We start from the raw sequence: 21,853 nt of genomic DNA, 5'->3' as shown, positions 1-21,853 counted from the left end.
AACCCCGCCGCTTCTAGCGGCGGGGCAGGAGGCCCATGGGCTTAGCGGGTCGCGTGGTCTGCGTCCACCAGCCCGTGGCCGAAGAGCTGGCGCTGGCCCAGATTCTCCGCAGTGGCCTTCAGATGGGCCCGTACCTCCCCGGGGGTCCAGGTGGGGTGGAGGGCCTTCACCAGGCCCGCCACCGCAGCCACATGGGGGCTTGCCATGGAGGTGCCCGCGTACCAGGCGTAGGCCGGGGTGGTCTCGTCCACGATGATGGTGGAGAGGATGAGGTGGTAGCGCCAGCCCACAGGCCGCTCGCTCCTGGGCTTGGCGCACCAGGTGACCCCGTTTTCGTCCAGTCCGCAGTCCCCGCCGGGGGCCGAGAGGTCCACCGCCGCGCCGTAGTTGGAGTAGAAGGCCAGCACGTCTTGGCCAGGTTCGGCGTTCAAGATTTCGGAGGTGGGGTAAGGGTACTGCCACAAGGGGGTGGCGGTGCCGGTGGCGGAAACGGAGATCACCGTGGGGAGATCGGAGGGGATGTGGACGAGGGTGCCGTTGGCGTTCTCGGCAGAGTTCCCCGCGGAGGCCACGATGACGGTGCCCATGCGGTTGGCGTACTTCATCACCCGGTCCCAGGCCACCATGGCGGCCACGTCCTCCCGGTTGCGGGTGTCCAGGGTGCCCCCCAGGCTCATGTTGATCACCTGGTACCCCTTCTGGGCGGCATCCAGGATGGCCTCAAAGATGGGCCCGTCAAAGGCCCCTACATCGTCCACCTCCTCGTTCCCTTCAGTGTAGTGGAGGCGGTCAAAGACCTTGTAGGCCGCAAGGCGCAGGCCCGGGGCCACCCCCACCACCCGGCCGCCCCCAAAGCGGGCGGCCACCGTTCCGGCCAAGTGGGTGCCGTGGGCCTCGTACATCACCGTGGGGGCGAGGGTGCAGGGGTTTTCAGGGTCTATGGGCTGGTCAAAATCTATCCAAAGACTGTACTTGGGGTAGCTGGGGGTGGCGTTGGGGCCGCCCACCTCCTGGCAATAGTTGGTGGCCTTGAAGTCCGCGATCTGGCCCTGGAGGTCCGGGTGGTTGTCCATGACCCCGGTGTCCAGGATGGCCACCGTGGCCCGGGCCTGGACCTCCAGGGGAATCCGGGCCCAGACCTCTGGAGCCTTGATGCGGCGGATGTCCCACTGCCAGCGGTAGAGGCTGTCCGCGGGGGTGGGGGCCCCGTAGGTTTCCTCGGTTTCCAGGACCGTTTCCCTCTTCGGTAGGCTATAGCGGTGCTCCGTCCCTACGCCAAGCACCCGCGAATCCCGGGCCATACGCTGGGCCACCTGGGGGTTTGCTTGGACCACCAGGGTGCCGATGGGCTCTAGGGCCTTAAGCACCCGTGCCCCCTGGCCTTCCGCCCAGGCCTTGGCCCCCGGAGGGAGGGTTTCCGAGCGGAAAACCACCAGGTAGCGCTGGGCCTTGGAGCTCATCCCCAAGGGGTTAAGCCCCGGCCCTTCCGCGGCCGGCTGGTTGCAGGCCCAAAGCCCCATGCCGAGTAAACCGAGAAGGCCAATAAACGCCCAACGAATCTTCATGAGCCACCTCCTAAAGGGGTAGGTCCATCTTACACCAGGTATGATGGGCGGGTATGGCGAAGGAGAAGGGCCTTACTCCCCAAAGCCAGGACTTCAGCCAGTGGTACCTCGAGGTCATCCAAAAGGCCGAGCTGGCCGATTACGGCCCCGTGCGGGGCACCATTGTGGTTCGGCCCTACGGGTACGCCATCTGGGAAAACATCCAGCGGGAACTGGACCGCATGTTCAAGGGGACGGGCCACCAAAACGCCTACTTCCCCCTCTTCATTCCCATGAGCTTCCTGAAGAAGGAGGCGGAGCACGTGGAGGGCTTCTCCCCCGAGCTGGCCGTGGTCACCCACGCCGGGGGGGAGGAGCTGGAGGAGCCCCTCGCGGTCCGGCCCACCTCGGAGACGGTCATCGGCTACATGTGGTCCCGGTGGATCCGGAGCTGGCGCGACCTGCCCCAGCTTCTAAACCAGTGGGGGAACGTGGTGCGCTGGGAGCTCCGCACCAGGCCTTTCCTCCGCACCAGCGAGTTCCTTTGGCAGGAGGGGCACACCGCCCACGCCAGCCGGGAGGAAGCCGAGGAGGAGGTGCGCCGGATGCTGGGCATCTACGCCAGGCTCGCCCGGGAGTACGCGGCCATCCCCGTCCTGGAGGGCTTAAAGACGGAGAAGGAGAAGTTCGCGGGGGCGGTCTACACCACCACCATTGAGGCCATGATGAAAGACGGCAAGGCCCTCCAGGCGGGCACCAGCCACTACCTGGGGGAGAACTTCGCCCGGGCCTTTGACATCAAGTTCCAGGACAAGGACCTCCAGGTGAAGTACGTGCACACCACCAGCTGGGGCCTTTCCTGGCGCTTCATCGGGGCCATCATCATGACCCACGGGGACGACCAGGGCCTCATCCTCCCCCCAAGGCTCGCCCCCATCCAGGTGGTGGTCGTGCCCATCTACAAGGAGGAGACCCGGGAAAGGGTCCTGGAGGCCGCCCATAGCCTCAGGGCCGCCCTCCTCCAGGCGGGGGTCCGGGTGGAGGTGGACGACCGGGACCAGTACACCCCGGGCTACAAGTTCCACGAGTGGGAGCTTAAAGGGGTGCCCTATCGGTTAGAGCTCGGCCCCAAGGACCTCGAGGCGGGCGAGGCGGTCCTGGCAAGCCGCTTGGGGGGGAAGGAGCGCCTTCCCCTCGCCGCCCTCCCCACCCTCCTTCCGGAAAAGCTCGCCCAGTTTCACGAGGCCCTTTACCAAAGGGCTTTGGCCTTTCGGGAGGCCCACACCCGCAAGGTGGACGACTACGAGGCCTTCAAGGAGGCGGTGCAGGAGGGGTTCGCCCTGGCCTTCCACTGCGGGGACAAAGCCTGCGAGCGGCTCATCCAGGAGGAGACCACCGCCACCACCCGCTGCGTGCCCTTTGAGGGGGAAAGGGAAGAGGGCCTTTGCGTGCGCTGCGGTAGGCCTTCGGCCTACGGCCAGCGGGTGGTCTTCGCCAAGGCCTACTGATGCGCTTGCTGAGTGCCCCACCGAAGCTTGCGCTTCGGTGGGGACCCCAGCAAAGGTTCTGGCGCTTAAGGGGAGCGCGGCAGGGCCCTCCTTTTGGGGGCCCTGCCTAGGAGGGCTTCGGCGCAGTGCTCGGCGTAGGGCCCCGCACGATGGGCCCCAGTTTGGGCCCTTCCACCTTTCCATTGTAGAGTTGGGGGCGTGGGTTGCCCTAGGGAACGCCTCGAGGAGAAGAAGACCCGGGCCCAGGCCATCCTGAAGGCCCTGAAGGCGGCCTACCCCGGGGCCCGCACCGAGCTTAGGCACGGGAGCCCCTTCCAGCTCCTTGTGGCCACGGTCCTCTCCGCTCAGGCCACGGACAAGAGCGTGAACCAGGCCACCCCATCCCTCTTCGCCCGCTTCCCCACCCCAAAGGCCCTGGCGGAGGTGAGCCCGGAGGAGGTGGAGCCCTACATAAGGCGCATCGGGCTTTACCGCACCAAGGCCAGGAACCTGGTGGCCTTGGCGAGGCGGCTGGTGGAGGAACACGGGGGGGAGGTTCCCCGGGACAAGGAGGCCCTGATGCGCCTCCCCGGGGTAGGGTGGAAGACGGCCACCGTGGTGCTTGGGGTTTTGGGGGTGCCGGGGATCGCGGTGGACACCCATGTGGCCCGATTGGCCCGGAGGTTATGCCTCTCGGAGGCTAGGCGTCCCGAAGGGATCGGCCAGGACCTCGAGGCCCTCTTCCCCAAGGAGGACTGGGTCTTCGTCCACCACGCCCTGGTCCTCCACGGCCGCTACGTCTGCACCGCTAGGAAGCCCAACTGCCCCGCCTGCCCCCTCGCCCCCCACTGCCCAAGCCGGGGGAAGGCGTGATCCGAAACCTCCTTTTGGCCAGCTTCCTCTGGTCCTTGGGGGCCAATCTGGTCTACTTCTTCCTGAACTTCCACCTCGAGGCCTTGGGTTTTGGCCGCGAGGCCATCGGCCTAGCCCAGGCCCTATTTGTGGGGGTGGGGGTGGCCTTCGCCTTGCCCCTGGCCTGGCTCATCCCCAGGCTGGGGTACCTGAGGAGTTTCCATCTGGCCTTGGGGCTTGCCCTTCTGGGCGGAGGGCTTCTCTCCCTGGGCCTCTTCCCCCTTTTGGGCGTGGCCCTTTACGGCCTCTCGGGGGCCGTGCTTCAGGGGGCCATGCCTGCCCTCCTCGCCCGGGTGGTGCCCGAGGGGGAGAGGGTCCGGGTCTTTAGCCTCCAGGCGGCCCTTACCACCGCCACCGGCTTCCTCTCCACCCTCCTTGCGGGCCTCCTTTCCGACCGCTTGGGGGCCCGTGCTGTCCTCCCCTTCGCCCTACCCTTTTTCCTCCTGGCCCTCCCCCTCATCCGGGGGCTTGCGGAGGGGCAGGGGGCGCTTCCCCGGTTTGGGGGGCGGTTCGCCCTTTGGCTAAAGCTCTTCCTCCCCAACGCGGTCATCGCCTTTGGGGCAGGCCTCGTCATCCCCTTCCTCAACCTCTACCTGAAGGAGAAGTTCGGGCTAAGCTATAGCGCCACCGGCTTGATCTTTGCCCTTTCCTCCTTGGCCACGGGGGCCGCCATGCTCCTCCAGCCCCTCTTGGTGCGCCGGGTGGGGGGGGTGGGGGCGGTGGTCTTCGTCCAGGCTCTTTCCCTGCCCTTCCTGGCCGCCTTGGCCTGGGCCCCGTGGCTTCCCGTGGTGACCCTGGCCCTCCTGGTGCGGGGGGCCCTGATGAACGCTGCGGGGCCCGTGTACGCCGCCTTGGTGACGGAGCGGCTTAAGGAGGGGGAGCGCCCCGGCTTTTTCCTCATGGAGGGGGCGCTTTGGAGCCTCCTCTTCGCCCTGGGAAGCGCCCTTTCCGGGGTGGTCCAGGGAGCCTTGGGCCCTGTAGCCTTCCACTACCTCTTCGCCACCACCCTTACCCTCTACGCCCTAGGCATCGCCCTCTGGCCCTGGGCTTTCCGGCGCTAAACTAGGGCCTATGCGGACGAACGTCAGCGTGGAAGAGGCCTTGGAGCTGGTCTTGCAGGAGGCCCGCTTTGAGCTTGGGAAGGAGGTCCTTCCCCTACCCGAGGCCTTAGGCCGCGTCCTGGCGGAAGACCTCCCCTCCTTGGTGGATCACCCCGACCAAGACGACACCGCCGTGGACGGCTACGCCTGCCGGGAGGCGGACACCCGCCTGGCCTCCCACGAGGCCCCCGCGCGCCTAAGGGTGGTGGGGGAAGCCCCTGCGGGGAAGCCCTTTTTGGGGGAGGTGGGGCCGGGGGAGGCGGTGGCGGTCTACACCGGGGCGCCCATCCCTAGGGGGGCGGACGCGGTGGTGCGGGTGGAGGACACCCGGAGGGAAGGGGAATGGGTGTTGCTCTTTACCCCCGCAAGCCCTAAGGACATTAGGCCCAAGGGGGATGACCTAAAGAAGGGCCAGGTCTACCTCCGCCACGGGGACCTCCTCACCCCGGGCCGCCTGGCCCTGGCCGCGGCCATGGGCCACCCCCGCCTCCCGGTGTTCCGGAGGCCCCGGGTGGGCGTCCTCTCCACAGGAGACGAGGTGGTGGAGCCGGGTGAGCCCCTGCCCTTTGGGGGGGTCTATAACTCCAACGCCTATGGGCTCCTTGGCCTGGTGCGGGAGGCGGGGGGGGAGCCCGTCCTCCTGGGGAAGGTCCCCGACGATCCCAAGCGCCTCCTTTCTACCCTGCAGGCCGCTTTGCCCCTGGACCTCCTCCTCACCTCCGGGGGGGTGTCCATGGGGGCCTACGATGTGGTGCGCCGGGTTTTGGAGGAGGAGGGGGAGGTGGTCTTCTGGAAGGTGCGCCAGCAACCGGGTGGGCCCCTCCTCCTGGCGCGGCTTAAGGGGGTGCCGGTTTTGGGCCTTCCCGGAAACCCCGTTTCCAGCCTGGTAACCTTCTTCCTCTATGGCCGCCCTTTTCTCTTCCGCCTTCTCCGGCGCACCGAGGCCCCTTACGGGACGCTTAAGGCCCGGGCCCTCACCCCCTTCAAGGGGGCCAAGGGGAAGAAGGTCTTCCGTCGGGGGGTGCTTTCCTTTGAGGAGGGGCCGGTGGTGCGCACCACCGGGAACCAGTCCAGCGGGGTCCTGCGCTCCATGGCCTTCGGCAACGCCTTGGTGGTCCTTCCCCCGGACCAGGACCTCGAGGCCGGGGAGGAGGCCACGGTCATCCCCTTGACTTTCGTTCCTTGAATCACTAACCTGATAAGGTTTACGGGCATCCCCCTCTTCCTCCTAAGGGCGTGCGGGTGAGGCCCGGAAAGGAACCGAAGAGGATGGAGTTTGCCAACTTTCCCTTGAAGCCGGAGATCCTGGAGGCCCTTAAGGCCAAGGGCATTTCCACCCCTACCCCCATTCAGGCCGCCGCACTGCCCATCGCCCTGGATGGGCGGGACCTCATCGGCCAGGCCCGCACGGGCACGGGTAAGACCCTGGCCTTCGCCCTGCCCATCGCGGAGCGCCTGGCCCCTTCCTCCGAGCGGGGCCGTCCGCCAAGGGCCCTGGTCCTCACCCCCACCCGGGAGCTGGCCTTGCAGGTGGCGGAGGAGGTGGCCTCTGTGGCCCCCCACCTCAAGGTGGTGGCCGTGTACGGGGGCACGGGCTACGCCAAGCAGAAGGAGGCCCTGGCCCGGGGGGCCGACGTGGTGGTGGCCACCCCGGGCCGAGCCCTGGACTACCTGGACCAGGGGGTCTTGGACCTCTCCCGGGTAGAGATCGCCGTTTTGGATGAGGCGGACGAGATGCTCTCCATGGGGTTTGAGGAGGAGGTGGAAAGGCTCCTCTCCGCCACCCCCCAGGCGCGCCAGACCCTCCTCTTCTCCGCCACCCTGCCCTCCTGGGCCCGGCGGCTTTCCGAGCGCTACATGCGCGCCCCCGTGCTCATCAACGTGGTCAAGGAGGAAGGGGTGACCTACCAGGAGGAGGCCATCCTGGCCCCCCAGGACCGCCTGGGCCTCCTTTCCGACCTCCTGTACGTGAAGGCCCCCAAGCGGGCCATTGTCTTCACCTCCACCAAAAAGGAAACGGAGGAGGTGGCCACAGGGCTCCTCCAGGCGGGCCTTTCGGCCCGGGCCATCCATGGCGACCTTTCCCAGTCGGACCGGGAGCGAGTCCTAAAGGCCTTCCGGGAGGGGGAGGTGCGGGTTTTGGTGGCCACGGACGTGGCTGCCCGGGGCCTGGACATCCCCGAGGTGGATTTGGTGGTTCACTACCGCCTGCCCCAAAGCCCTGAGGCCTACCAGCATCGTTCCGGGCGTACGGGCCGGGCTGGGCGGGGGGGTGAGGTGGTGATCTTTTACGGTCCCCGGGAAAAGCGGGAGCTCCAGAGCCTGGAAAAGGCCGTGGGCCGCACCTTCCGCCGGGTGAACCCCCCCACGCCCGAGGAGGTCTTGGAGGCCAAGTGGCAACACCTCCTGGCCCGCCTGGCCCGGGTCCCGGAGCGGGACTACAAGCTCTACCTGGACTTCGCCCAGCGCCTTTTCGCCGAGGGGCGGGTGGAGGTGGTGGCGGCCCTTATGGCCCTTCTCCTGGGCGGGGCCCCTAAGGAGAAGAGCCTCCTCACCGGGGAGGAGGGTTGGCGCACCTATAAGGCCACGGGGGCCCGGCTTACCCTACCCCGCCTGGTGGCCCTTCTCAAGGAGCGGGGCCTCGAGGTGGGGAAGGTCCTCGAGGCCGAGGAGGGCTTTTACGTGGACCTCCGCCCCCAGGACCGCCTGCCCGAGGTGGCCGGGGTTAGGCTGGAGCGGGCCCGGGGGGTGGAAGGGGTCTTGGAGGCCCCCCCTCGCTCCCGCCGCCTGGCGCGCGCTTAGGAAGGAAAAGGCCCGCCCGGAGGGGCGGGCCTTTTGGTGCGCCCGGAGGGATTCGAACCCCCGGCCTAGGGCTTAGGAAGCCCCCGCTCTATCCTGCTGAGCTACGGGCGCCCACACCCTTGGGATTGTAGCACCCGGGAGGGGCGAAGGCAAGGCGTATAGTTTTTCCCGGGCTAAGGGCCTCTTCCATAAGGGGCCTTTTATGCGTTGTTTACCCGGGGCCGGCTTGTGCTCGGCTTCACGCGCCCTTAGCCTGGAGGGAAGATGACCGAAACCCGAGACCTGACCACCCTTTCGGTGAACGCCATCCGCTTTTTGGCCATAGATGCCGTGGAAAAGGCGAGAAGCGGCCACCCCGGTATGCCCATGGCCATGGCCCCCCTGGCCTACCTCCTCTTCCGGGAGGTCCTCCGCCACCACCCCGAAGACCCCCATTGGCCCGACCGTGACCGCTTTGTCCTCTCCGCGGGGCACGGTTCCATGCTCCTTTATGCGGTCCTCCACCTCACGGGCTACGAGCTTCCCCTGGAGGAGCTCATGCGCTTCCGCCAGTGGGGCTCTAAAACCCCGGGCCACCCTGAACGGGGCCACACCCCCGGGGTGGAGGTGACCACGGGGCCCCTGGGCCAGGGGATCTCCACCGCCGTGGGCCTGGCCTTGGCGGAGAAGAAGCTGGCCTTAGAATTCAACCGCCCCGGGCACACGGTGGCGGATCACTGGACCTATGTTCTGGCCTCGGACGGGGACCTCATGGAGGGGGTTTCAGGGGAGGCGAGCGCCCTTGCGGGCGCCTGGGGGCTTTCCAAGCTTATCGTCTTCTGGGACGACAACCGCATCTCCATTGATGGCCCCACCGACCTGGCCTTCACCGAGGATGTCCTCGCCCGCTACCGGGCCTACGGCTGGCAGACCCTCAGGGTGGAGGACGCCAACGACCTTTCCGCCCTGCGCCACGCCATACGCCTGGCCCAGCTGGACGAGCGGCCCACCCTCATCGCCGTGCGGAGCCACATCGGCTACGGTTCCCCCAAGCAGGACTCCCACAAGGCCCACGGGGAGCCCTTGGGTCCGGAGGCGGTGGAGGCCACCCGCAGGAACCTAGGCTGGCCTTACCCCCCATTTGAAGTGCCGGAGGAGGTCTACCGCCACATGGACATGCGCCCCCGGGGCCGGGCCTTAAAGGAGGAGTGGGAAAGGCGCCTCGAGGCCTACGCCCGGGCCTACCCCGACCTCTACGGGGAGCTTCTCCGCCGCCTAAAGGGGGAGCTCCCCCCCTTGCCCCAAACCCCTCCCCCCTTTGACAAGCCCGTGGCCACCCGGGCGGCGAGCGGCCGCACCCTGGACGAGATGGCCCAAAGGATGCCCGAACTCATTGGGGGCAGCGCCGACCTCACCCCCTCCAACAACACCCAGGCCAAGGGGATGGAGGACTTTTCCCGGGAAAACCCCTCGGGCCGCTACCTCCACTTCGGGGTGCGGGAGCACGCCATGGGGGCCATCCTGAACGGGCTTAACCTCCACGGGGGGTACAGGGCCTATGGGGGGACTTTCCTGGTCTTCTCCGACTACATGCGCCCCGCCATCCGCCTTTCCGCCCTCATGGGCACCCCCACGGTGTTCGTCTTCACCCACGATTCCATCGCTCTCGGGGAGGACGGCCCCACCCACCAGCCCGTGGAGCACCTCATGTCCCTAAGGGCCATGCCGAACCTCTGGGTGATCCGCCCCGCGGACGCCCACGAGACCTTTTACGCCTGGCAGGTGGCCCTTAACCGCAAGGAAGGCCCCACCGCCCTCATCCTCACCCGTCAGGCGGTGCCCCTCCTCCCCCCAGAGAAGGCCCAGGGGCTCCTCAAGGGGGGGTACGTCCTGGAGGAGGACGAGGACCCCGAAGGCATCCTCCTGGCCACGGGGAGCGAGGTCCACCTGGCCCTCAAGGCCAAGGCCTTCCTGAACAGCAAAGGCCGGCGGGTGCGGGTGGTGAGCCTCCCCTCTATGGAGCTCTTTGAAGCCCAGCCCGCGGAGTACCGGGAACAGGTCCTCCCCAAGGGGCTTCCCACGGTGGCGGTGGAGGCGGGGGCCAGCTTGGGCTGGGAGCGGTACGCCCAGAAGGTGGTGGGCCTGGACCGTTTCGGGGCCAGCGCCCCCTACCCCGAGGTCTACGAGCGGCTGGGCTTTACCCCGGAAGGGGTGGCGGAGGCCCTGGAAGAGCTCTTATGAGGTTTTGGGTGGACCCCCTGCCCCAGCCTGGGGCCTACCGGGAGGTGGCCATTGTGGTGGACGTGATCCGGGCCACCACCACCGCCGCGGCCTACCTGGAGGCGGGGGCGGAGGCCCTGGTCCTGGCCCCCTCCATGGAGGCCGCCCGGGCCCTGAGGCGGCCTGGGGAGGTCCTGGCGGGGGAGGTGGGAGGGCTTAGGCCCGAGGGGTTTGACCTGGGGAACTCCCCCAGGGAGGTGGCGGGGGTGCGGGGCCGGACGGTGGTCATGGCCACCACCAACGGCACCCGGGCCGCCCATGCGGCCTGGGGGGCCCGGGCCGTCCTCTTGGGGACTTTGCAGAACGCCTCCAGCGTGGCCCAAAAGGCTTCGGAGCTGGGGGACGAGGTGGTCTTGGTGGCCGCTGGCAAGGAGGGCCGGATGGCCCTGGACGACCTGTACGCCGCGGGGGTTATCGGGGCGCGGCTTTGCGCCCTGGGGTTCCGGCCGGAGGGGGAGATGGCCCACCTGGCCCTCTTCCTCGCCCAAAGCCCTCCCCTGGAGGTCCTCGGGGTTTCCGAGGCGGCCTTGGCCCTGGAACGGGTGGGCCTGGGGGCGGACGTGCCCTTTTGCGCCCAGGTGGACCGTCACTCCACGGTGCCCCTTTTCCAGGGCTTCCGGGGGGAGGGGATGGTCTTTGGGAGGGGCTGATGCTGGTAAGCCTTAAGGAGGTTCTCCCCGAGAAGGGCCGGGCGGTGGGGGCCTTTGACGTGGTGGGCCTGGAGTGGGCGGAGGCGGTGTTGGAGGGGGCGGAGGCCCTGGGCCTTCCCGTCATCCTCAGCGTGGCCCCCCACCTGGGGGGCCCCCCCCTTCCCGCCCTGGCCCCTGGGCTCCGCCACCTGGCCCAGGCGGCCCGGGTTCCTGTGGCCCTACACCTGGACCACGGAAGGACCCTCGAGGAGGTGGTGGAGGCCCTGCGCTTGGGGTTTACCGGGGTAATGCTGGACGGAAGCCACCTGCCCTTGGAGGAGAACATCCGCCTAAGCCGCATGGCGGTGGTGGTGGCCCGGGTCTTCGGGGCCGGGGTGGAGGGGGAGGTGGGGGTGGTGCCCGGCCACTACGGCCCCGGGGAGGATGGGGGGGAGGCCCCCCTCTACACCGACCCCCTCGAGGCCGAGCGCTACCTGGCCGAGACCGGGGTGGATGCCCTGGCGGTGAGCGTGGGCACCCGGCACGGGCTCTACAAGGGACCCATCCGCCTCAACCTCCCCCTTCTGGGGCGCCTTTCCCTCCTCCCTGTGCCTCTGGTGCTCCACGGGGCCTCGGGGCTGGGCCCGGAGGACTACCGGGCCCTGGTCCAAGGGGGGGTTCGCAAGATCAACCTCTACGCGGACCTGGCCCTGGAGGCGGCCCGGGCCTTGCGGGGGGTCCCAGGGGAGAGCTACCTGGACCTCATGGCGGGGATGAAGGAGGCCCTGAAGGGGCTAGCCATGGCCCGGATGCGGTTATGGTGGGGCTAAAGGCCCTCCTCTTTGACCTGGACGGCACGCTGGCGGAGACGGAGGAGCTCCACCGGGAGGCCTTTAACCGCGCCTTCCGGGAGGCGGGCCTCCCCTTCCTTTGGGACCGGTCCCTCTACAAGGCCCTCCTCCAGGTCGCCGGGGGCAAGGAGCGCATCGCCCACTTCCTGCACACCTGCCCGGGTTGCCCAAGGCTTTCCCAGGAGGAGCTCCTTCGCCTTCACCGGCGGAAGAACGCCCTCTACGCGGCCCTTCTCCGCGAAGAAGGGGTGCCCCTGCGCCCCGGGGTGAGGCGGCTTCTTTTGGAGGCCAAGGGGGCGGGGCTTGCCCTGGCCCTGGTCACCACCACCAGCCCGGAAAACGTCCGCGCCTTTCTGGAGGCTAGTGGGCTTGAAGGGGTCTTTGATCTGGTCCTAGCCGGGGACGTTGTCCCCCGGAAGAAGCCGGACCCCGCCATCTACCGCCTGGCCCGGGCGGAGCTGGGCCTTAGGGAGGGCGAGGGGGTGACGGTGGAGGATTCCCGAAACGGCCTCCTCTCCGCCCGGGGGGCGGGCCTTCCCGTCCTCGTCACGCCGGGGCTTTACACGGCGGACCAGGACTTTTCCGAGGCCCTGGCCGTGGTGGAGCACCTGGGCGAACCCGGCCATCTGGCGCGCTTCCTCCGGGGGCCGCGGGCTGGGCGCTTGGGGATGGTGGACCTGGACTACCTGGAGGAGGTGGTGGCATGGTGGAGCACCTGATCGTCTTCAACGCGGAGGCGAGCCCGGAGGAGGTGCGCCGCATGGTGGCCGAGGCCAAGGCGGTCCTCACCCAGATCCCCGGGGTCTTGGGGGTGCGCTACGGTGAGGCTTTGAGCCTGGAGGCCCGTTACCGGTACTGGCTTTCCGTGGTCTTTGCGGGGCCGGAGGTGGTGGAGGTCTACCGGGACCACCCCTTGCACGTGGACTTCGCCAACCGGGTCTTCCGCCCCATGGCCAAGGACCGGATTACCACCGACTACCTGGTCCTGGAGGGGCCATGCGCACCTTAACCTACCGGGAGGCCGAGCTCAAGGCCCTAAGGATCCTGGTGGACGGCGTAGGGGAGGGGCTCGTCCTTCTGGGGGAGGGAGGCTATTACGCCCTTTACTATTTCTTCGGCCTCTATGGGCGGAAAGCCCCCGACCCCGAGGAGACCCCGGACTGGGTGGAAGGCCCCAGGCCCGACCCCCACGGCTTCCTGGACCCCTACGACCAGGCCAAGTGGCTGGAGGACAACGGGTACATGCTCTTCATCAACGAGTCCAAGTAGGGGGCGAGGATGGACTACGCGGAAATGCCCTACCAGGAGGCTAGGCGGCAGGCGGTTAAGGTGCTGGAGGACGGCTACGGGGACGCGGTGGTCCTGAAGGACGGGCACGGCTACTGGGCCCTCTACTACTTCTACTGGGCCCAGACCCCGCCCCCCTCGGCCCTCCCCCACTGGATGGAGGGCCCCGTGGCGGAACTGGGGGCGGTGCGCTCCCCATACGAGATGAAGAAGTTCCTGGAGGAGATGGGGGAGCCGGACTTCCTCAACGATGTAGACTGAGCCCGTGCGGCGGGACGCTTACCGCATCCTCCAGGCCACGGAGGTGGTTATCTACCTCTTCGCGGGCTTCCTCATCGCTGCTGGGGCGGCCATCCTCCTTCTCACCACCCTGAAGGAGGGGTTGGAAAGCCTCCTCATGGGCCGTTACCACGAGGTGGCCCTTACCCTCCTGGACCGGGTCCTCCTGGCCCTGATGCTGGCGGAGATCCTCTACACCCTGGTGCGCTTCGCCCGGGAGGGGAGCCTCGAGGCCACCCCCTTCCTCATCATCGGCATCATCGCCGCGGTGCGCCGGGTTTTGGTCCTCACCGCGGAGGCGGTGGAGAAGTTTGACCTGGCCGACCCGGCCTTTTTGGCGGTCCTGGCGGAACTCGGCCTCCTGGCCCTTTTGGTGGTGGCCTTCGCCCTGGCCATCCGTCTGGTCAGGAGCTTAGAAGCGCGATGAGGGCTTGGGCCGCGGGATTGGCCACGCTCTTGGGGTAGACCAGCCAGAAGACCCGCCTGAGCTCCCCCACGGGCTCCTCCAGCCTGAGGGCCCTGAGGTTTCCCACCTTGAGGTTGGGCTGAACCACCACCCGGCTCACGATGCCCACCCCCACTCCGGCCATGACCAGGCGTTTGGTCACCTCGTTGTTGTCCGTGTAGAAGGTGGGCTTGAGTTCCAGGCCTGCCTGCTCAAAGGCCCTCTCCAGAACCCGCCAGGTCATGGAGCCCGGCTTGCGCACCACCAGGCTTTCCTGGGATAGCCAAATGGGGGGAACGGTCTCCCGATTGGCCCAGGGGTGCTCGGGGGGGACGATGAGGACCAGCTCGTCCTCGTAGAAAAGCTTTCGGTCATACCCTTCCCAGCCCTCCACGCCCTCGAGGACAGCGAACTCCAGCTCCCCCATCCTAAGCCGTTCCGCCAGGCGCTCGGAGCTGCCGCTTTCCAGGTGTACCCGCACGCCTGGGTGCTCCCGGTGGAAGCGGCTGAGGAAAGGGGGCACCACGTAGGTGGCCATGGTGGTGGAGGCCCCGAAGGTGACCTCCCCTAATTCCAGCCGGCCCATGGCCTGGGAGACCCGCTGGAACCCCTCCAGGGCCTGCACCACCCGCCGGGCCTCGGGCAGGAGGGCCTCTCCCACCCGGGAGAGGACCAGGTGCCGCCCCTTGCGCTCAAAGAGGGGGTGGCCCACATGCTCCTCGAGGTTTTTCAGGTACTGGCTCACCGCGGGTTGGGTGATGCCCAGGGCCAGGGCGGCCCGGCCCACCCCCCCCTCCTCCACCACCGCGACGAAGACCCTTAGCGCCGCGGGGTTCGGCAGTTTAGCGTTTTTAGATATGAGCATAGGCTTATGGTATTGGCCAAAACATATGATTGCAATAATAAAACCCCCCCTCTAAGGTAAGCGCATGGCTATGCCCACGCGCAACCTGGGTCTGGACCTCATGCGGGCCACGGAGGCCGCCGCCCTGGCCTCCGCCCGCTGGGTGGGCCTGGGGAACAAGGAGGAAGGGGACCGGGCCGCGGTGGAGGCCATGCGTCTGGTCCTTTCCAGCCTGGACTTCCGCGGCCGGGTGGTCATCGGCGAGGGGGAAAAGGATAAAGCCCCCATGCTCTACAACGGGGAGGAGCTGGGCCGGGGGGAAGGCCCCCTTTGGGACCTGGCGGTGGACCCTGTGGAGGGCACCCGCCTTCTTGCCCTAGGGCGCTCCGGGGCCATTAGCGTCCTGGCCGCGGCTCCCGAGGGTGCGCTCTTCAACCCGGGGCCCGGGTTCTACGCCGCCAAGCTGGTGGTGGGCCCCGAGGCCAAGGAGGCCATAGACCTCAGGGCCTCGGTGGCGGACAACCTCAAGGAGATCGCCCGCGCCCTCAAGCGTTCCGTGCGGGAGCTTACCGTCTTTGTCCTGGACAAGCCCCGGCACACCCGCCTCATAGAGGAGATCCGCTACGCGGGGGCCCGCATCACCCTTCAGACGGACGGGGACGTGGCGGGGGCCCTGGCCGCCGTGCTTCCGGGGACAGGGGTGGATGTTCTCATGGGCACCGGGGGGACCCCTGAGGGGGTTTTGGCCGCGGTGGCCGTGCGCGCCCTAGGGGGTGGGATGCAGATGCGCCTGGACCCTCAGAGCGAGGAGGAGCGCTGGAACCTGATCCACGCCGGGTTTGACCTGGAGAAGGTCTACACCCTGGAGGAGCTTTGCCGGGCCGAGGACACCCATTTCGCCGCCACGGGCATCACCGATGGCCCCTTCCTTCGGGGCGTGCGCTACGGGGAACAGGAGGCTTGGACGGAGAGCCTGGTCATCCGCGGAACCACCGGCACCTTGCGCAAGGTAGAGGCCCGGCACCGGCTTGAGAAGCTTCGGGGCATCAGCTCCGTGGCCTACTGAAAGGAGGTTTGGGATGACGGACAAAAAGGCCATCTACAAAAAAGGCGGGGTGGTGGAATACAAGGAGATGGGCTACTGGCAACCCGATTACGAGCCCAAGGACACCGATACCATCGCCCTCTTCCGCATCACCCCGCAGCCCGGGATTGAGCCCGAGGAGGCGGCGGCGGCGGTGGCGGGAGAGTCCTCCACCGCCACCTGGACCGTGGTCTGGACGGATCGCCTTACTTCTCTAGAGCGTTACCAGGCCAAGGCCTTCCGGGTGGAGCCGGTGCCCGGCAACCCCGAGCAGTACTTTGCCTGGATTGCCTACGATCTCGCCCTCTTTGAGGAAGGCTCCATCGCCAACATGACCTCTAGCATCATCGGAAACGTCTTCGGCTTCAAGGCCCTAAGGGCCTTGAGACTGGAGGACCTCCGCATCCCCGTGGCCTACCTCAAGACCTTCAAGGGCGCCCCCCACGGCATCCCTGTGGAGCGGGACATGTTGAACAAGTACGGCCGGCCCCTTCTCGGGGCCACGGTGAAGCCCAAACTGGGCCTTTCCGGGCGCAACTACGGCCGGGTGGTCTATGAGGCCCTAGCTGGGGGGTTGGACTTCACCAAGGACGACGAGAACATCAACTCCCAGCCCTTCATGCGCTGGCGGGACCGCTTCCTTTACGCCCAGGAGGCGGTGATGAAGGCAGAAGAGGTCACGGGGGAGCGCAAGGGCCACTACATGAACGTCACCGCGGCCACCATGGAGGACGTGTACGAAAGGCTGGAGTTCGCCAAGGAGATCGGCTCCATCATCGTCATGGTGGACCTCACCATGGGCTACACCGCCTTGCAGTCCGTCTCCAACTGGTGCCACAAAAACGGCATGATCCTCCACCTCCACCGGGCCAGCCACGCCACCTTCACCCGCCAGAAGAACCACGGCATCAACTTCCGGGTGCTGGCCAAGTGGATGCGCATGCTGGGGGTGGACCACATCCACGCCGGCACCGCGGTGGGTAAGCTGGAGGGGGACCCCAACCTGGTCCGGGGCTACTACGACATTCTGCGGGAGCAGTACGTGAAGGCTGACCCCGTAAAGGGCATCTACTTTGACCAGGACTGGGCCTCCCTGCCCTCGGTCATGCCCGTGGCCTCGGGGGGCATCCACGCGGGGCAGATGCACCTCCTCCTTTCCCTCTTTGGGGACGATGTGATCTTGCAGTTTGGGGGGGGCACCATCGGCCACCCCATGGGCATCCAGGCGGGGGCCACGGCCAACCGGGTGGCCCTGGAGGCCATGGTCAAGGCCCGCAACGAGGGCCGGGACATCCTGGCCGAAGGCCCCGAGATCCTCAAGAAGGCCGCCCAGCACTCCAAGGCCCTGGCCGCGGCCCTGGAGACCTGGGGCAGCGTGACCTTTGACTTCGCCTCCACCGACACCCCCGACGTCCTGCCCACCCCGAGCTAAAAGGAGGAAGCCATGCGGATCACTCAAGGGACCTTTTCTTACCTGCCTGACCTGACGGACGAGGAAATCCGGCTTCAGATTGAGTACATCATCAAGAACGGCTGGGCGGTCTCCATCGAGTACACCGACGACCCCCACCCCTACAACGTCTACTGGAACATGTGGGGTCTGCCCATGTTTGACCTGGAGGACCCCGCCCCCGCCTTCTACGAGTTCCAGAAGTGCCGGGAGGCCTTCCCCAACCACTACATCAAGATCAACGGTTACGACCCCTCCCCCATGTGGCAGGCCCAGCGGGTGTCCTTCATCGCCCACCGGCCCAAGGTGGAGGAGCCGGGCTTCCGCCTGCACCGGCAGCTTTACTCCGACGGGAGGCGGCTTAAGTACACCCTCGAGGCCTACGCCACCATGAAGCCCGAGGGCCAGCGCTACCAGGAGTAGGGGGATCCCGGGGGAGGCCTCGAGCCCTCCCCCCCATCTCTACCCTGAGGGAGGCGGCATGCAGGAGACGGAAAAGGCCATGGTCCTGGTGAAGAACCCCGAGGTGGAAGGGGTCTTGGAGGCCCTGGAGGGGGAGCTGGTGGGCCTGGCCCCGGTGAAGCGGCGCATTCGGGAGATCGCCGCCTACCTCTCCGTGGACAAGCTCCGCCGCGAGCTGGGCCTGGTGGCCGACCGCCCCACCCTGCACATGGCCTTTGTGGGCCCCCCGGGCACGGGCAAGACCACGGTAGCCCTGCGCATGGCCACCATCCTCCACCGCCTGGGCTACATCCGCCGCGACCACCTGGTGGTGGCCAGCCGGGACGACCTGGTGGGCCAGTACATCGGCCACACCGCCCCCAAGACCAAGGAGGTCCTGAAGCGGGCCATGGGGGGGGTGCTCTTCATTGACGAGGCCTACAGCCTCTACCGGGCGGAGAACGAGCGGGACTACGGCCAGGAAACCATAGAGATCCTCCTCCAGGTGATGGAAAACCAGCGGGAGGACCTGGTGGTCATCCTGGCCGGGTACAAGGACCGCATGGAGGAGTTTTTCGCCCTAAACCCCGGGATGCGCTCCCGCATTGCCCATCACATTGAGTTCCCCCCCTACGACCTGGAAGAGCTCTACCAGATCGGCCTAATCATGTTGGAGAAGCAGGGGTACCGCCTTACCCCTGAGGCGGAGTCGGCCTTCAAGGACTACCTCCGGCGCAGGATGGAGCGTCCCAACTTCGCCTATGCCCGGAGTGTGCGCAACGCCATAGACCGGTTCAAGCTCCGCCAAGCCTACCGCCTGTACCAGAAGGCGGGCCCCGTGACCCCAGAGGAGCTGGTGACCATCACCGCGGACGACATCTACGCCAGCTCCCTCTTCAAGGAGGAGGAGCATGCCCCATAGGCCCTTTATGCTTGGCATCGCCGGGGACTCCGGGGCGGGGAAGACCACCCTGTCCAGCGGCGTGGCCCGGCTTCTCGGCGTGGAGCGGACCACCACCATCTGCGTGGACGACTACCACAAGTACGACCGCAAGCAGCGGAAGGAACTGGGCATCACCCCCTTGAACCCGGAGTGCAACTACATGGACATCATGGAGCAGCACGTCCGGCTCCTCGCCGAGGGGGAGCCCATTCTGAAGCCCGTCTACAACCACTCCACAGGCACCTTTGACCCCCCGGTCTACGTGCCTGCCCCTAGGGCGGTGGAGGAAGAGGGGCGGCTCATCCCCCGGGTGGTGATCCTGGAGGGGCTGCTCACCCTCTTCTCCCCCGAGATGCGGGGCCGCTACCACCTCACGGTCTACCTGGACCCCGAGGAGGAGCTTAGGCGGGAGTGGAAGGTGAAGCGGGATGTGGCCAAGCGGGGCTACACCCCCGAGGAGGTCCTGGCGGACATAGAGCGGCGCATGCCCGACTCCCGGGCCTTCATCTGGCCCCAAAAGGCCCACGCGGACATCATCGTCCGCTTCTACCGCCCTCCTGGGTACGACCCGGAAAACCCCGGCACCCTCAACGTCCGCATCACCCTAAAGCACACCCTGCCCCGGCTGGACCTCTCCGAGGTCCTCCACTCCGCCTACGAGGACCAGGCCCTCATCCGGCTTGAGACCCGCAAAGATGCCGACATCCTGGACATCACCGGCGACGTGAGCCCAGAGCAGGCCCAGACCTTTGAGCGCATTATTTGGGACCACCTGGGCCACCACACGGAGCACTTTGACCCCAGCCTGGTGGGCACCTTCTGGGACCGGGCGGGGCAGAGCTACCCCCTGGCCTTGACCCAGCTCATCATCGCCTACTACCTGGTTAAGATGCGGGAGCTGGCCATCGAGCGGGGGCACCTGCGGGTGGCCTAGGAGGCAAGGATGCTGAAGTTCGCGCCCTCCATCCTCACGGCGGACCTTGCTCGGTTGGCCGAGGCCATCCGGGAAGCGGAGGCGGCGGGGGTGGACTGGATCCACCTGGACGTGATGGATGGGGTTTTCGTCCCCAACCTCACCTTCGGCCCCCTCCTGGTGGAGGCGGTGCGCCGGGTGACGGCCCTGCCCCTGGATGTCCACCTCATGATCGTCCACCCGGAGCGCTACCTGGAGGACTTCGCCCGTGCGGGGGCCGACCTCATCACCGTCCACTACGAGGCCACCCCCCACGCCCACCGGGCGGTGCAGAAGATCAAGGAGTTGGGGAAGAAGGCCGGTCTGGCCATCAACCCGGCCACCCCCCTGGAGGCCTTTGAGCCCCTCCTCCCCGAGCTGGACCTGGCCCTCCTCATGAGCGTGAACCCGGGGTTTGGGGGGCAGAAGTACATTCCTCGCTCCACGGAAAGGCTGAAGAGGCTCAAGACTCTGCGGGATGCCCTAAACCCTGCCTGCCTCATAGAGGTGGACGGGGGGGTGAACGTTTCCACCGTGGCCGAGGTCTACCGGGCGGGGGCCGACGTGGCGGTGGTGGGGAGCGCGCTTTTCAACGCAAGGCCTGTGGTGGAAAACCTCAATGCGCTGAAGGAGGTTCTGTATGCCCTTGGTGGTCGGTAAAGAGGTTTTGGATAAGGCGCGGCGGGAAGGTTACGCGGTGCCCAGCTTCAACACCAACAACCTGGAGATCACCCAGGCCATCCTCGAGGTGGCCGAGGAGCTTAGGGCCCCGGTCTTCATCCAGGTTTCCGACGGGGCCCGCAAGTACGCGGGTATGGAGAACCTGGCCAACCTGGTGCGGGATATGGCGGGCCGCGTGCGGGTGCCCGTGGTCCTCCACCTGGACCACGGGGCGGATTTCAAGATGGTCATGCAGGCCCTGCGGGCGGGCTTTACCAGCGTGATGATTGACGCCAGCCACCACCCCTTCCACGAGAACGTGGCCGAGACCAAGAAGGTGGTGGAGGCCGCCCACGCGGTGGGGGTGAGCGTGGAGGCGGAGCTGGGCCGTCTCCAGGGCATTGAGGACAACGTCCAGGTCTCCGAGGCCGAGGCCTTCCTGACGGACCCAGAGGAGGCCGAGCGCTTTGTGGCGGAAACAGGGATAGACTACTTGGCCATCGCCATCGGCACCAGCCACGGGGCCTACAAGGGGAAGGGCCGGCCCTACATTGACCACAAGCGCCTCGAGGAGATCGCCAAGCGGGTTTCCATCCCCCTGGTCCTCCACGGGGCCAGCGGGGTCCCCGCTTGGCTGAAGGAAAAGCTCCTCGCCACGGGGGCCGAGCTCAAGGAGGCCACGGGGATCCACGACGAGGACATCCGCAAGGCTATCCCCAACGGCATCGCCAAGATCAACATTGACACCGACCTGCGCCTGGCCATGACCTTGGGCATCCGGGAGGTGGTCACCCAGAATCCCAAGGAGTTTGACCCCCGGAAGATCATCGGCCGGGGGCGGGACTACCTGAAGATGGTCATCCGGGAGAAGTTTGAGCTCATGGGGACCGTGGACCGGGCCTGAGGAGAAAGGCGGCCAGGGCCTCCCCCCACCCAGGGGGAGGCCCCGCCTCCGGGGAGCAAGTCGGGGCCGGGAGAAGCGTTGGGCACCCCCTGGAGGAGGCCCTCCCGGTAGGCCAGGTAGGTCCCCAAGGCCCCCAAGAACCCCCCCAGGAACTGGCCGAGGAGGTAGGGGAACACCTTGCCCCAAGGGAAGAGCCCCCTAAGGGCCAAGGCCAGGGTGACCGCGGGGTTGAGGTGAGCTTCGGAAAGGGGCCTCGCGCAGAGCACCCCCACCAGCACCCCTAGGCCCGAGCCCAGGGCCAGGGCATCGTACCCGAAGGCCTGGGGGCCGAGCCGGGGGGAAAGGGCGGCGTTGGCGGCGCTTCCCACGGTGAGGAGGACGAGGAGGAAAGTGCCCAAGGCCTCCCCCAGGGCCTCCCGTCCCTTGGGTTCCAGAGGGCCATTTAGACCGATGAGGGTCGTAGAAAAGCCCCCCACCTCTTGGCGGAGGGCCCTTGGTCGGGGAGGCCGGATTTGAACCGACGACCACACGCACCCCAAGCGTGTGCGCTACCAGGCTGCGCTACTCCCCGGCGCGCAAAGCCTAGTCTAGCCTGGTCCACGGCCTTCGTCAAGTAGACTTGGGCTATGGAGATCGCCGACCTCAAGCGCCTGGCCCGCTTTGACCCGGAGAGGCTGGCCAAGATCCCCATTTTCCAGTCCGAGCGCATGTTCTTTGACCTCTACGCCCTCCTTCCCGGCCAGGCCCAGAAGGTCCATGCCCACGAGGGCTCCGACAAGGTCTACTACGTCCTGGAGGGGGAGGTGGTGGTGCGCGTGGGGGAGGAGGAGGCCCTCCTCGCCCCCGGCATGGCCGTGTTGGCCCGGGCGGGGGAGCCCCACGGGGTGCGGAACGAGTCGGCAAGCCCCGCCCTTCTCCTGGTGGTCATGGCCCCTAGGCCCTAGGGTTTTCATCGCCCTTGCACATCCCTGGGCTAACCT

24 protein-coding genes and 2 tRNA genes are annotated in these 21,853 nt (G+C 67.3%); 21 read left to right on the top strand and 5 right to left on the bottom strand.

Annotated features, from left to right (window positions below; all coding sequences use genetic code 11):
• Positions 1-41: 41 nt before the first annotated feature.
• On the bottom strand, positions 42-1,565 hold the full coding sequence (locus WKI94_RS01715; RefSeq protein WP_337844048.1) for a S8 family serine peptidase: 1,524 nt from the start codon (positions 1,563-1,565) through the stop codon (positions 42-44).
• A gap of 53 nt (positions 1,566-1,618) precedes the next feature.
• On the opposite strand from WKI94_RS01715, the gene proS reads away from it, so the two are divergent.
• The 5 genes from proS (at position 1,619) to WKI94_RS01690 (ending at position 7,845) form a co-directional block, all read left to right on the top strand.
• Positions 1,619-3,052, top strand: a complete 1,434-nt coding sequence (proS, locus tag WKI94_RS01710) for a proline--tRNA ligase (RefSeq protein WP_337844047.1) — start codon at positions 1,619-1,621, stop codon at positions 3,050-3,052.
• A gap of 198 nt (positions 3,053-3,250) precedes the next feature.
• Positions 3,251-3,904: an endonuclease III gene (nth, locus tag WKI94_RS01705; protein ID WP_337844046.1), complete on the top strand. Its 654-nt coding sequence runs from the start codon at positions 3,251-3,253 to the stop codon at positions 3,902-3,904.
• Positions 3,901-5,004 (top strand): MFS transporter, encoded by a 1,104-nt coding sequence (locus WKI94_RS01700; RefSeq protein WP_337844045.1) that lies wholly within the window; start codon positions 3,901-3,903, stop codon positions 5,002-5,004. The genes nth and WKI94_RS01700 overlap by 4 nt, the downstream gene beginning before the upstream one ends.
• Positions 5,005-5,014: 10 nt before the next feature.
• Positions 5,015-6,229 carry a gephyrin-like molybdotransferase Glp gene (gene glp, locus WKI94_RS01695; RefSeq protein WP_337844044.1) on the top strand — a complete coding sequence of 405 codons (1,215 nt, stop codon included), beginning with the start codon at positions 5,015-5,017 and terminating at the stop codon, positions 6,227-6,229.
• Between the two features lie 83 nt (positions 6,230-6,312).
• Complete coding sequence (locus WKI94_RS01690; RefSeq protein WP_337844043.1) at positions 6,313-7,845, top strand: DEAD/DEAH box helicase; 1,533 nt, start codon at positions 6,313-6,315, stop codon at positions 7,843-7,845.
• A 34-nt stretch (positions 7,846-7,879) separates the two neighbouring features.
• Here WKI94_RS01690 and WKI94_RS01685 read toward each other — a convergent pair.
• A tRNA-Arg gene (locus WKI94_RS01685) sits at positions 7,880-7,956 on the bottom strand.
• Between the two features lie 153 nt (positions 7,957-8,109).
• On the opposite strand from WKI94_RS01685, the gene tkt reads away from it, so the two are divergent.
• The 8 genes from tkt to WKI94_RS01645 are packed head-to-tail and all read left to right on the top strand — an operon-like array spanning position 8,110 to position 13,577.
• A complete protein-coding gene (gene tkt, locus WKI94_RS01680; RefSeq protein ID WP_337844042.1) occupies positions 8,110-10,065 on the top strand; it encodes a transketolase in 1,956 nt (651 codons plus the stop codon).
• A complete protein-coding gene (locus WKI94_RS01675; RefSeq protein ID WP_337844041.1) occupies positions 10,062-10,754 on the top strand; it encodes a 2-phosphosulfolactate phosphatase in 693 nt (230 codons plus the stop codon). Before tkt ends, WKI94_RS01675 begins: the two co-directional genes overlap by 4 nt.
• Positions 10,754-11,563, top strand: coding sequence for a class II fructose-bisphosphate aldolase (locus tag WKI94_RS01670; protein ID WP_337844040.1), 810 nt, complete (start codon positions 10,754-10,756; stop codon positions 11,561-11,563). The genes WKI94_RS01675 and WKI94_RS01670 overlap by 1 nt, the downstream gene beginning before the upstream one ends.
• Positions 11,551-12,303: an HAD-IA family hydrolase gene (locus tag WKI94_RS01665; protein WP_337844039.1), complete on the top strand. Its 753-nt coding sequence runs from the start codon at positions 11,551-11,553 to the stop codon at positions 12,301-12,303. The genes WKI94_RS01670 and WKI94_RS01665 overlap by 13 nt, the downstream gene beginning before the upstream one ends.
• Positions 12,288-12,593 (top strand): Dabb family protein, encoded by a 306-nt coding sequence (locus WKI94_RS01660; RefSeq protein ID WP_337844038.1) that lies wholly within the window; start codon positions 12,288-12,290, stop codon positions 12,591-12,593. Before WKI94_RS01665 ends, WKI94_RS01660 begins: the two co-directional genes overlap by 16 nt.
• Entirely contained in the window at positions 12,581-12,853 is a 273-nt protein-coding gene (locus WKI94_RS01655; RefSeq protein ID WP_337844037.1) for an annexin VII, read from the top strand. Before WKI94_RS01660 ends, WKI94_RS01655 begins: the two co-directional genes overlap by 13 nt.
• 9 nt (positions 12,854-12,862) lie before the next feature.
• Positions 12,863-13,132: a hypothetical protein gene (locus WKI94_RS01650; RefSeq protein WP_337844036.1), complete on the top strand. Its 270-nt coding sequence runs from the start codon at positions 12,863-12,865 to the stop codon at positions 13,130-13,132.
• A gap of 4 nt (positions 13,133-13,136) precedes the next feature.
• Positions 13,137-13,577 (top strand): phosphate-starvation-inducible PsiE family protein, encoded by a 441-nt coding sequence (locus WKI94_RS01645; RefSeq protein ID WP_337844035.1) that lies wholly within the window; start codon positions 13,137-13,139, stop codon positions 13,575-13,577.
• Here the strand turns inward: WKI94_RS01645 and WKI94_RS01640 are convergent.
• Positions 13,555-14,460: a LysR family transcriptional regulator gene (locus tag WKI94_RS01640; RefSeq protein WP_337844034.1), complete on the bottom strand. Its 906-nt coding sequence runs from the start codon at positions 14,458-14,460 to the stop codon at positions 13,555-13,557. The genes WKI94_RS01645 and WKI94_RS01640 overlap by 23 nt on opposite strands.
• Before the next feature lie 70 nt (positions 14,461-14,530).
• On the opposite strand from WKI94_RS01640, the gene glpX reads away from it, so the two are divergent.
• Genes glpX through fba form a run of 7 tightly spaced genes read left to right on the top strand, consistent with a single transcriptional unit; the run spans position 14,531 to position 20,873 of the window.
• Positions 14,531-15,505: a class II fructose-bisphosphatase gene (gene glpX / locus WKI94_RS01635; RefSeq protein WP_337844033.1), complete on the top strand. Its 975-nt coding sequence runs from the start codon at positions 14,531-14,533 to the stop codon at positions 15,503-15,505.
• Between the two features lie 13 nt (positions 15,506-15,518).
• Positions 15,519-16,955 carry a form I ribulose bisphosphate carboxylase large subunit gene (locus WKI94_RS01630; protein ID WP_337844032.1) on the top strand — a complete coding sequence of 479 codons (1,437 nt, stop codon included), beginning with the start codon at positions 15,519-15,521 and terminating at the stop codon, positions 16,953-16,955.
• Between the two features lie 12 nt (positions 16,956-16,967).
• The gene (locus WKI94_RS01625) at positions 16,968-17,396 is read left to right on the top strand and encodes a ribulose bisphosphate carboxylase small subunit (protein WP_337844031.1); all 429 of its coding nucleotides are present in this window, start codon (positions 16,968-16,970) and stop codon (positions 17,394-17,396) included.
• A 58-nt stretch (positions 17,397-17,454) separates the two neighbouring features.
• Complete coding sequence (locus tag WKI94_RS01620; protein WP_337844030.1) at positions 17,455-18,336, top strand: AAA family ATPase; 882 nt, start codon at positions 17,455-17,457, stop codon at positions 18,334-18,336.
• Complete coding sequence (locus WKI94_RS01615; protein ID WP_337844029.1) at positions 18,326-19,291, top strand: phosphoribulokinase; 966 nt, start codon at positions 18,326-18,328, stop codon at positions 19,289-19,291. The genes WKI94_RS01620 and WKI94_RS01615 overlap by 11 nt, the downstream gene beginning before the upstream one ends.
• A 9-nt stretch (positions 19,292-19,300) precedes the next feature.
• Positions 19,301-19,969: a ribulose-phosphate 3-epimerase gene (gene rpe, locus WKI94_RS01610; protein WP_337844028.1), complete on the top strand. Its 669-nt coding sequence runs from the start codon at positions 19,301-19,303 to the stop codon at positions 19,967-19,969.
• Positions 19,950-20,873: a class II fructose-1,6-bisphosphate aldolase gene (gene fba, locus WKI94_RS01605; protein ID WP_337844027.1), complete on the top strand. Its 924-nt coding sequence runs from the start codon at positions 19,950-19,952 to the stop codon at positions 20,871-20,873. The genes rpe and fba overlap by 20 nt, the downstream gene beginning before the upstream one ends.
• Here fba and WKI94_RS01600 read toward each other — a convergent pair.
• The gene (locus tag WKI94_RS01600; RefSeq protein WP_337844026.1) at positions 20,813-21,349 is read right to left on the bottom strand and encodes an aquaporin; all 537 of its coding nucleotides are present in this window, start codon (positions 21,347-21,349) and stop codon (positions 20,813-20,815) included. The genes fba and WKI94_RS01600 overlap by 61 nt on opposite strands.
• A gap of 18 nt (positions 21,350-21,367) precedes the next feature.
• Positions 21,368-21,444, bottom strand: a tRNA-Pro gene (locus WKI94_RS01595).
• A gap of 55 nt (positions 21,445-21,499) precedes the next feature.
• Here WKI94_RS01595 and WKI94_RS01590 point away from each other — a divergent pair.
• A complete protein-coding gene (locus WKI94_RS01590) occupies positions 21,500-21,817 on the top strand; it encodes a cupin domain-containing protein (RefSeq protein ID WP_337844025.1) in 318 nt (105 codons plus the stop codon).
• Positions 21,818-21,853 lie beyond the last annotated feature (36 nt).

The organism is Thermus sp. (genome assembly GCF_037444525.1).
Taxonomy (GTDB): domain Bacteria; phylum Deinococcota; class Deinococci; order Deinococcales; family Thermaceae; genus Thermus.
This window is presented reverse-complemented; position numbering and strand designations above follow the sequence as displayed.

Coding starts and splice junctions, on each gene's coding strand:
- WKI94_RS01640 (WP_337844034.1), bottom strand. CDS start 14,460: ATGCTCATATCTAAAAACGCTAAACTGCCGAACCCCGCGGCGCTAAGG.
- WKI94_RS01620 (WP_337844030.1), top strand. CDS start 17,455: ATGCAGGAGACGGAAAAGGCCATGGTCCTGGTGAAGAACCCCGAGGTG.
- WKI94_RS01665 (WP_337844039.1), top strand. CDS start 11,551: ATGGTGGGGCTAAAGGCCCTCCTCTTTGACCTGGACGGCACGCTGGCG.
- proS (WP_337844047.1), top strand. CDS start 1,619: ATGGCGAAGGAGAAGGGCCTTACTCCCCAAAGCCAGGACTTCAGCCAG.
- WKI94_RS01615 (WP_337844029.1), top strand. CDS start 18,326: ATGCCCCATAGGCCCTTTATGCTTGGCATCGCCGGGGACTCCGGGGCG.
- WKI94_RS01655 (WP_337844037.1), top strand. CDS start 12,581: ATGCGCACCTTAACCTACCGGGAGGCCGAGCTCAAGGCCCTAAGGATC.
- WKI94_RS01590 (WP_337844025.1), top strand. CDS start 21,500: ATGGAGATCGCCGACCTCAAGCGCCTGGCCCGCTTTGACCCGGAGAGG.
- rpe (WP_337844028.1), top strand. CDS start 19,301: ATGCTGAAGTTCGCGCCCTCCATCCTCACGGCGGACCTTGCTCGGTTG.
- glpX (WP_337844033.1), top strand. CDS start 14,531: ATGCCCACGCGCAACCTGGGTCTGGACCTCATGCGGGCCACGGAGGCC.
- WKI94_RS01660 (WP_337844038.1), top strand. CDS start 12,288: ATGGTGGAGCACCTGATCGTCTTCAACGCGGAGGCGAGCCCGGAGGAG.
- tkt (WP_337844042.1), top strand. CDS start 8,110: ATGACCGAAACCCGAGACCTGACCACCCTTTCGGTGAACGCCATCCGC.
- WKI94_RS01675 (WP_337844041.1), top strand. CDS start 10,062: ATGAGGTTTTGGGTGGACCCCCTGCCCCAGCCTGGGGCCTACCGGGAG.
- WKI94_RS01625 (WP_337844031.1), top strand. CDS start 16,968: ATGCGGATCACTCAAGGGACCTTTTCTTACCTGCCTGACCTGACGGAC.
- WKI94_RS01650 (WP_337844036.1), top strand. CDS start 12,863: ATGGACTACGCGGAAATGCCCTACCAGGAGGCTAGGCGGCAGGCGGTT.
- WKI94_RS01690 (WP_337844043.1), top strand. CDS start 6,313: ATGGAGTTTGCCAACTTTCCCTTGAAGCCGGAGATCCTGGAGGCCCTT.
- WKI94_RS01670 (WP_337844040.1), top strand. CDS start 10,754: ATGCTGGTAAGCCTTAAGGAGGTTCTCCCCGAGAAGGGCCGGGCGGTG.
- WKI94_RS01630 (WP_337844032.1), top strand. CDS start 15,519: ATGACGGACAAAAAGGCCATCTACAAAAAAGGCGGGGTGGTGGAATAC.
- WKI94_RS01715 (WP_337844048.1), bottom strand. CDS start 1,565: ATGAAGATTCGTTGGGCGTTTATTGGCCTTCTCGGTTTACTCGGCATG.
- fba (WP_337844027.1), top strand. CDS start 19,950: ATGCCCTTGGTGGTCGGTAAAGAGGTTTTGGATAAGGCGCGGCGGGAA.
- glp (WP_337844044.1), top strand. CDS start 5,015: ATGCGGACGAACGTCAGCGTGGAAGAGGCCTTGGAGCTGGTCTTGCAG.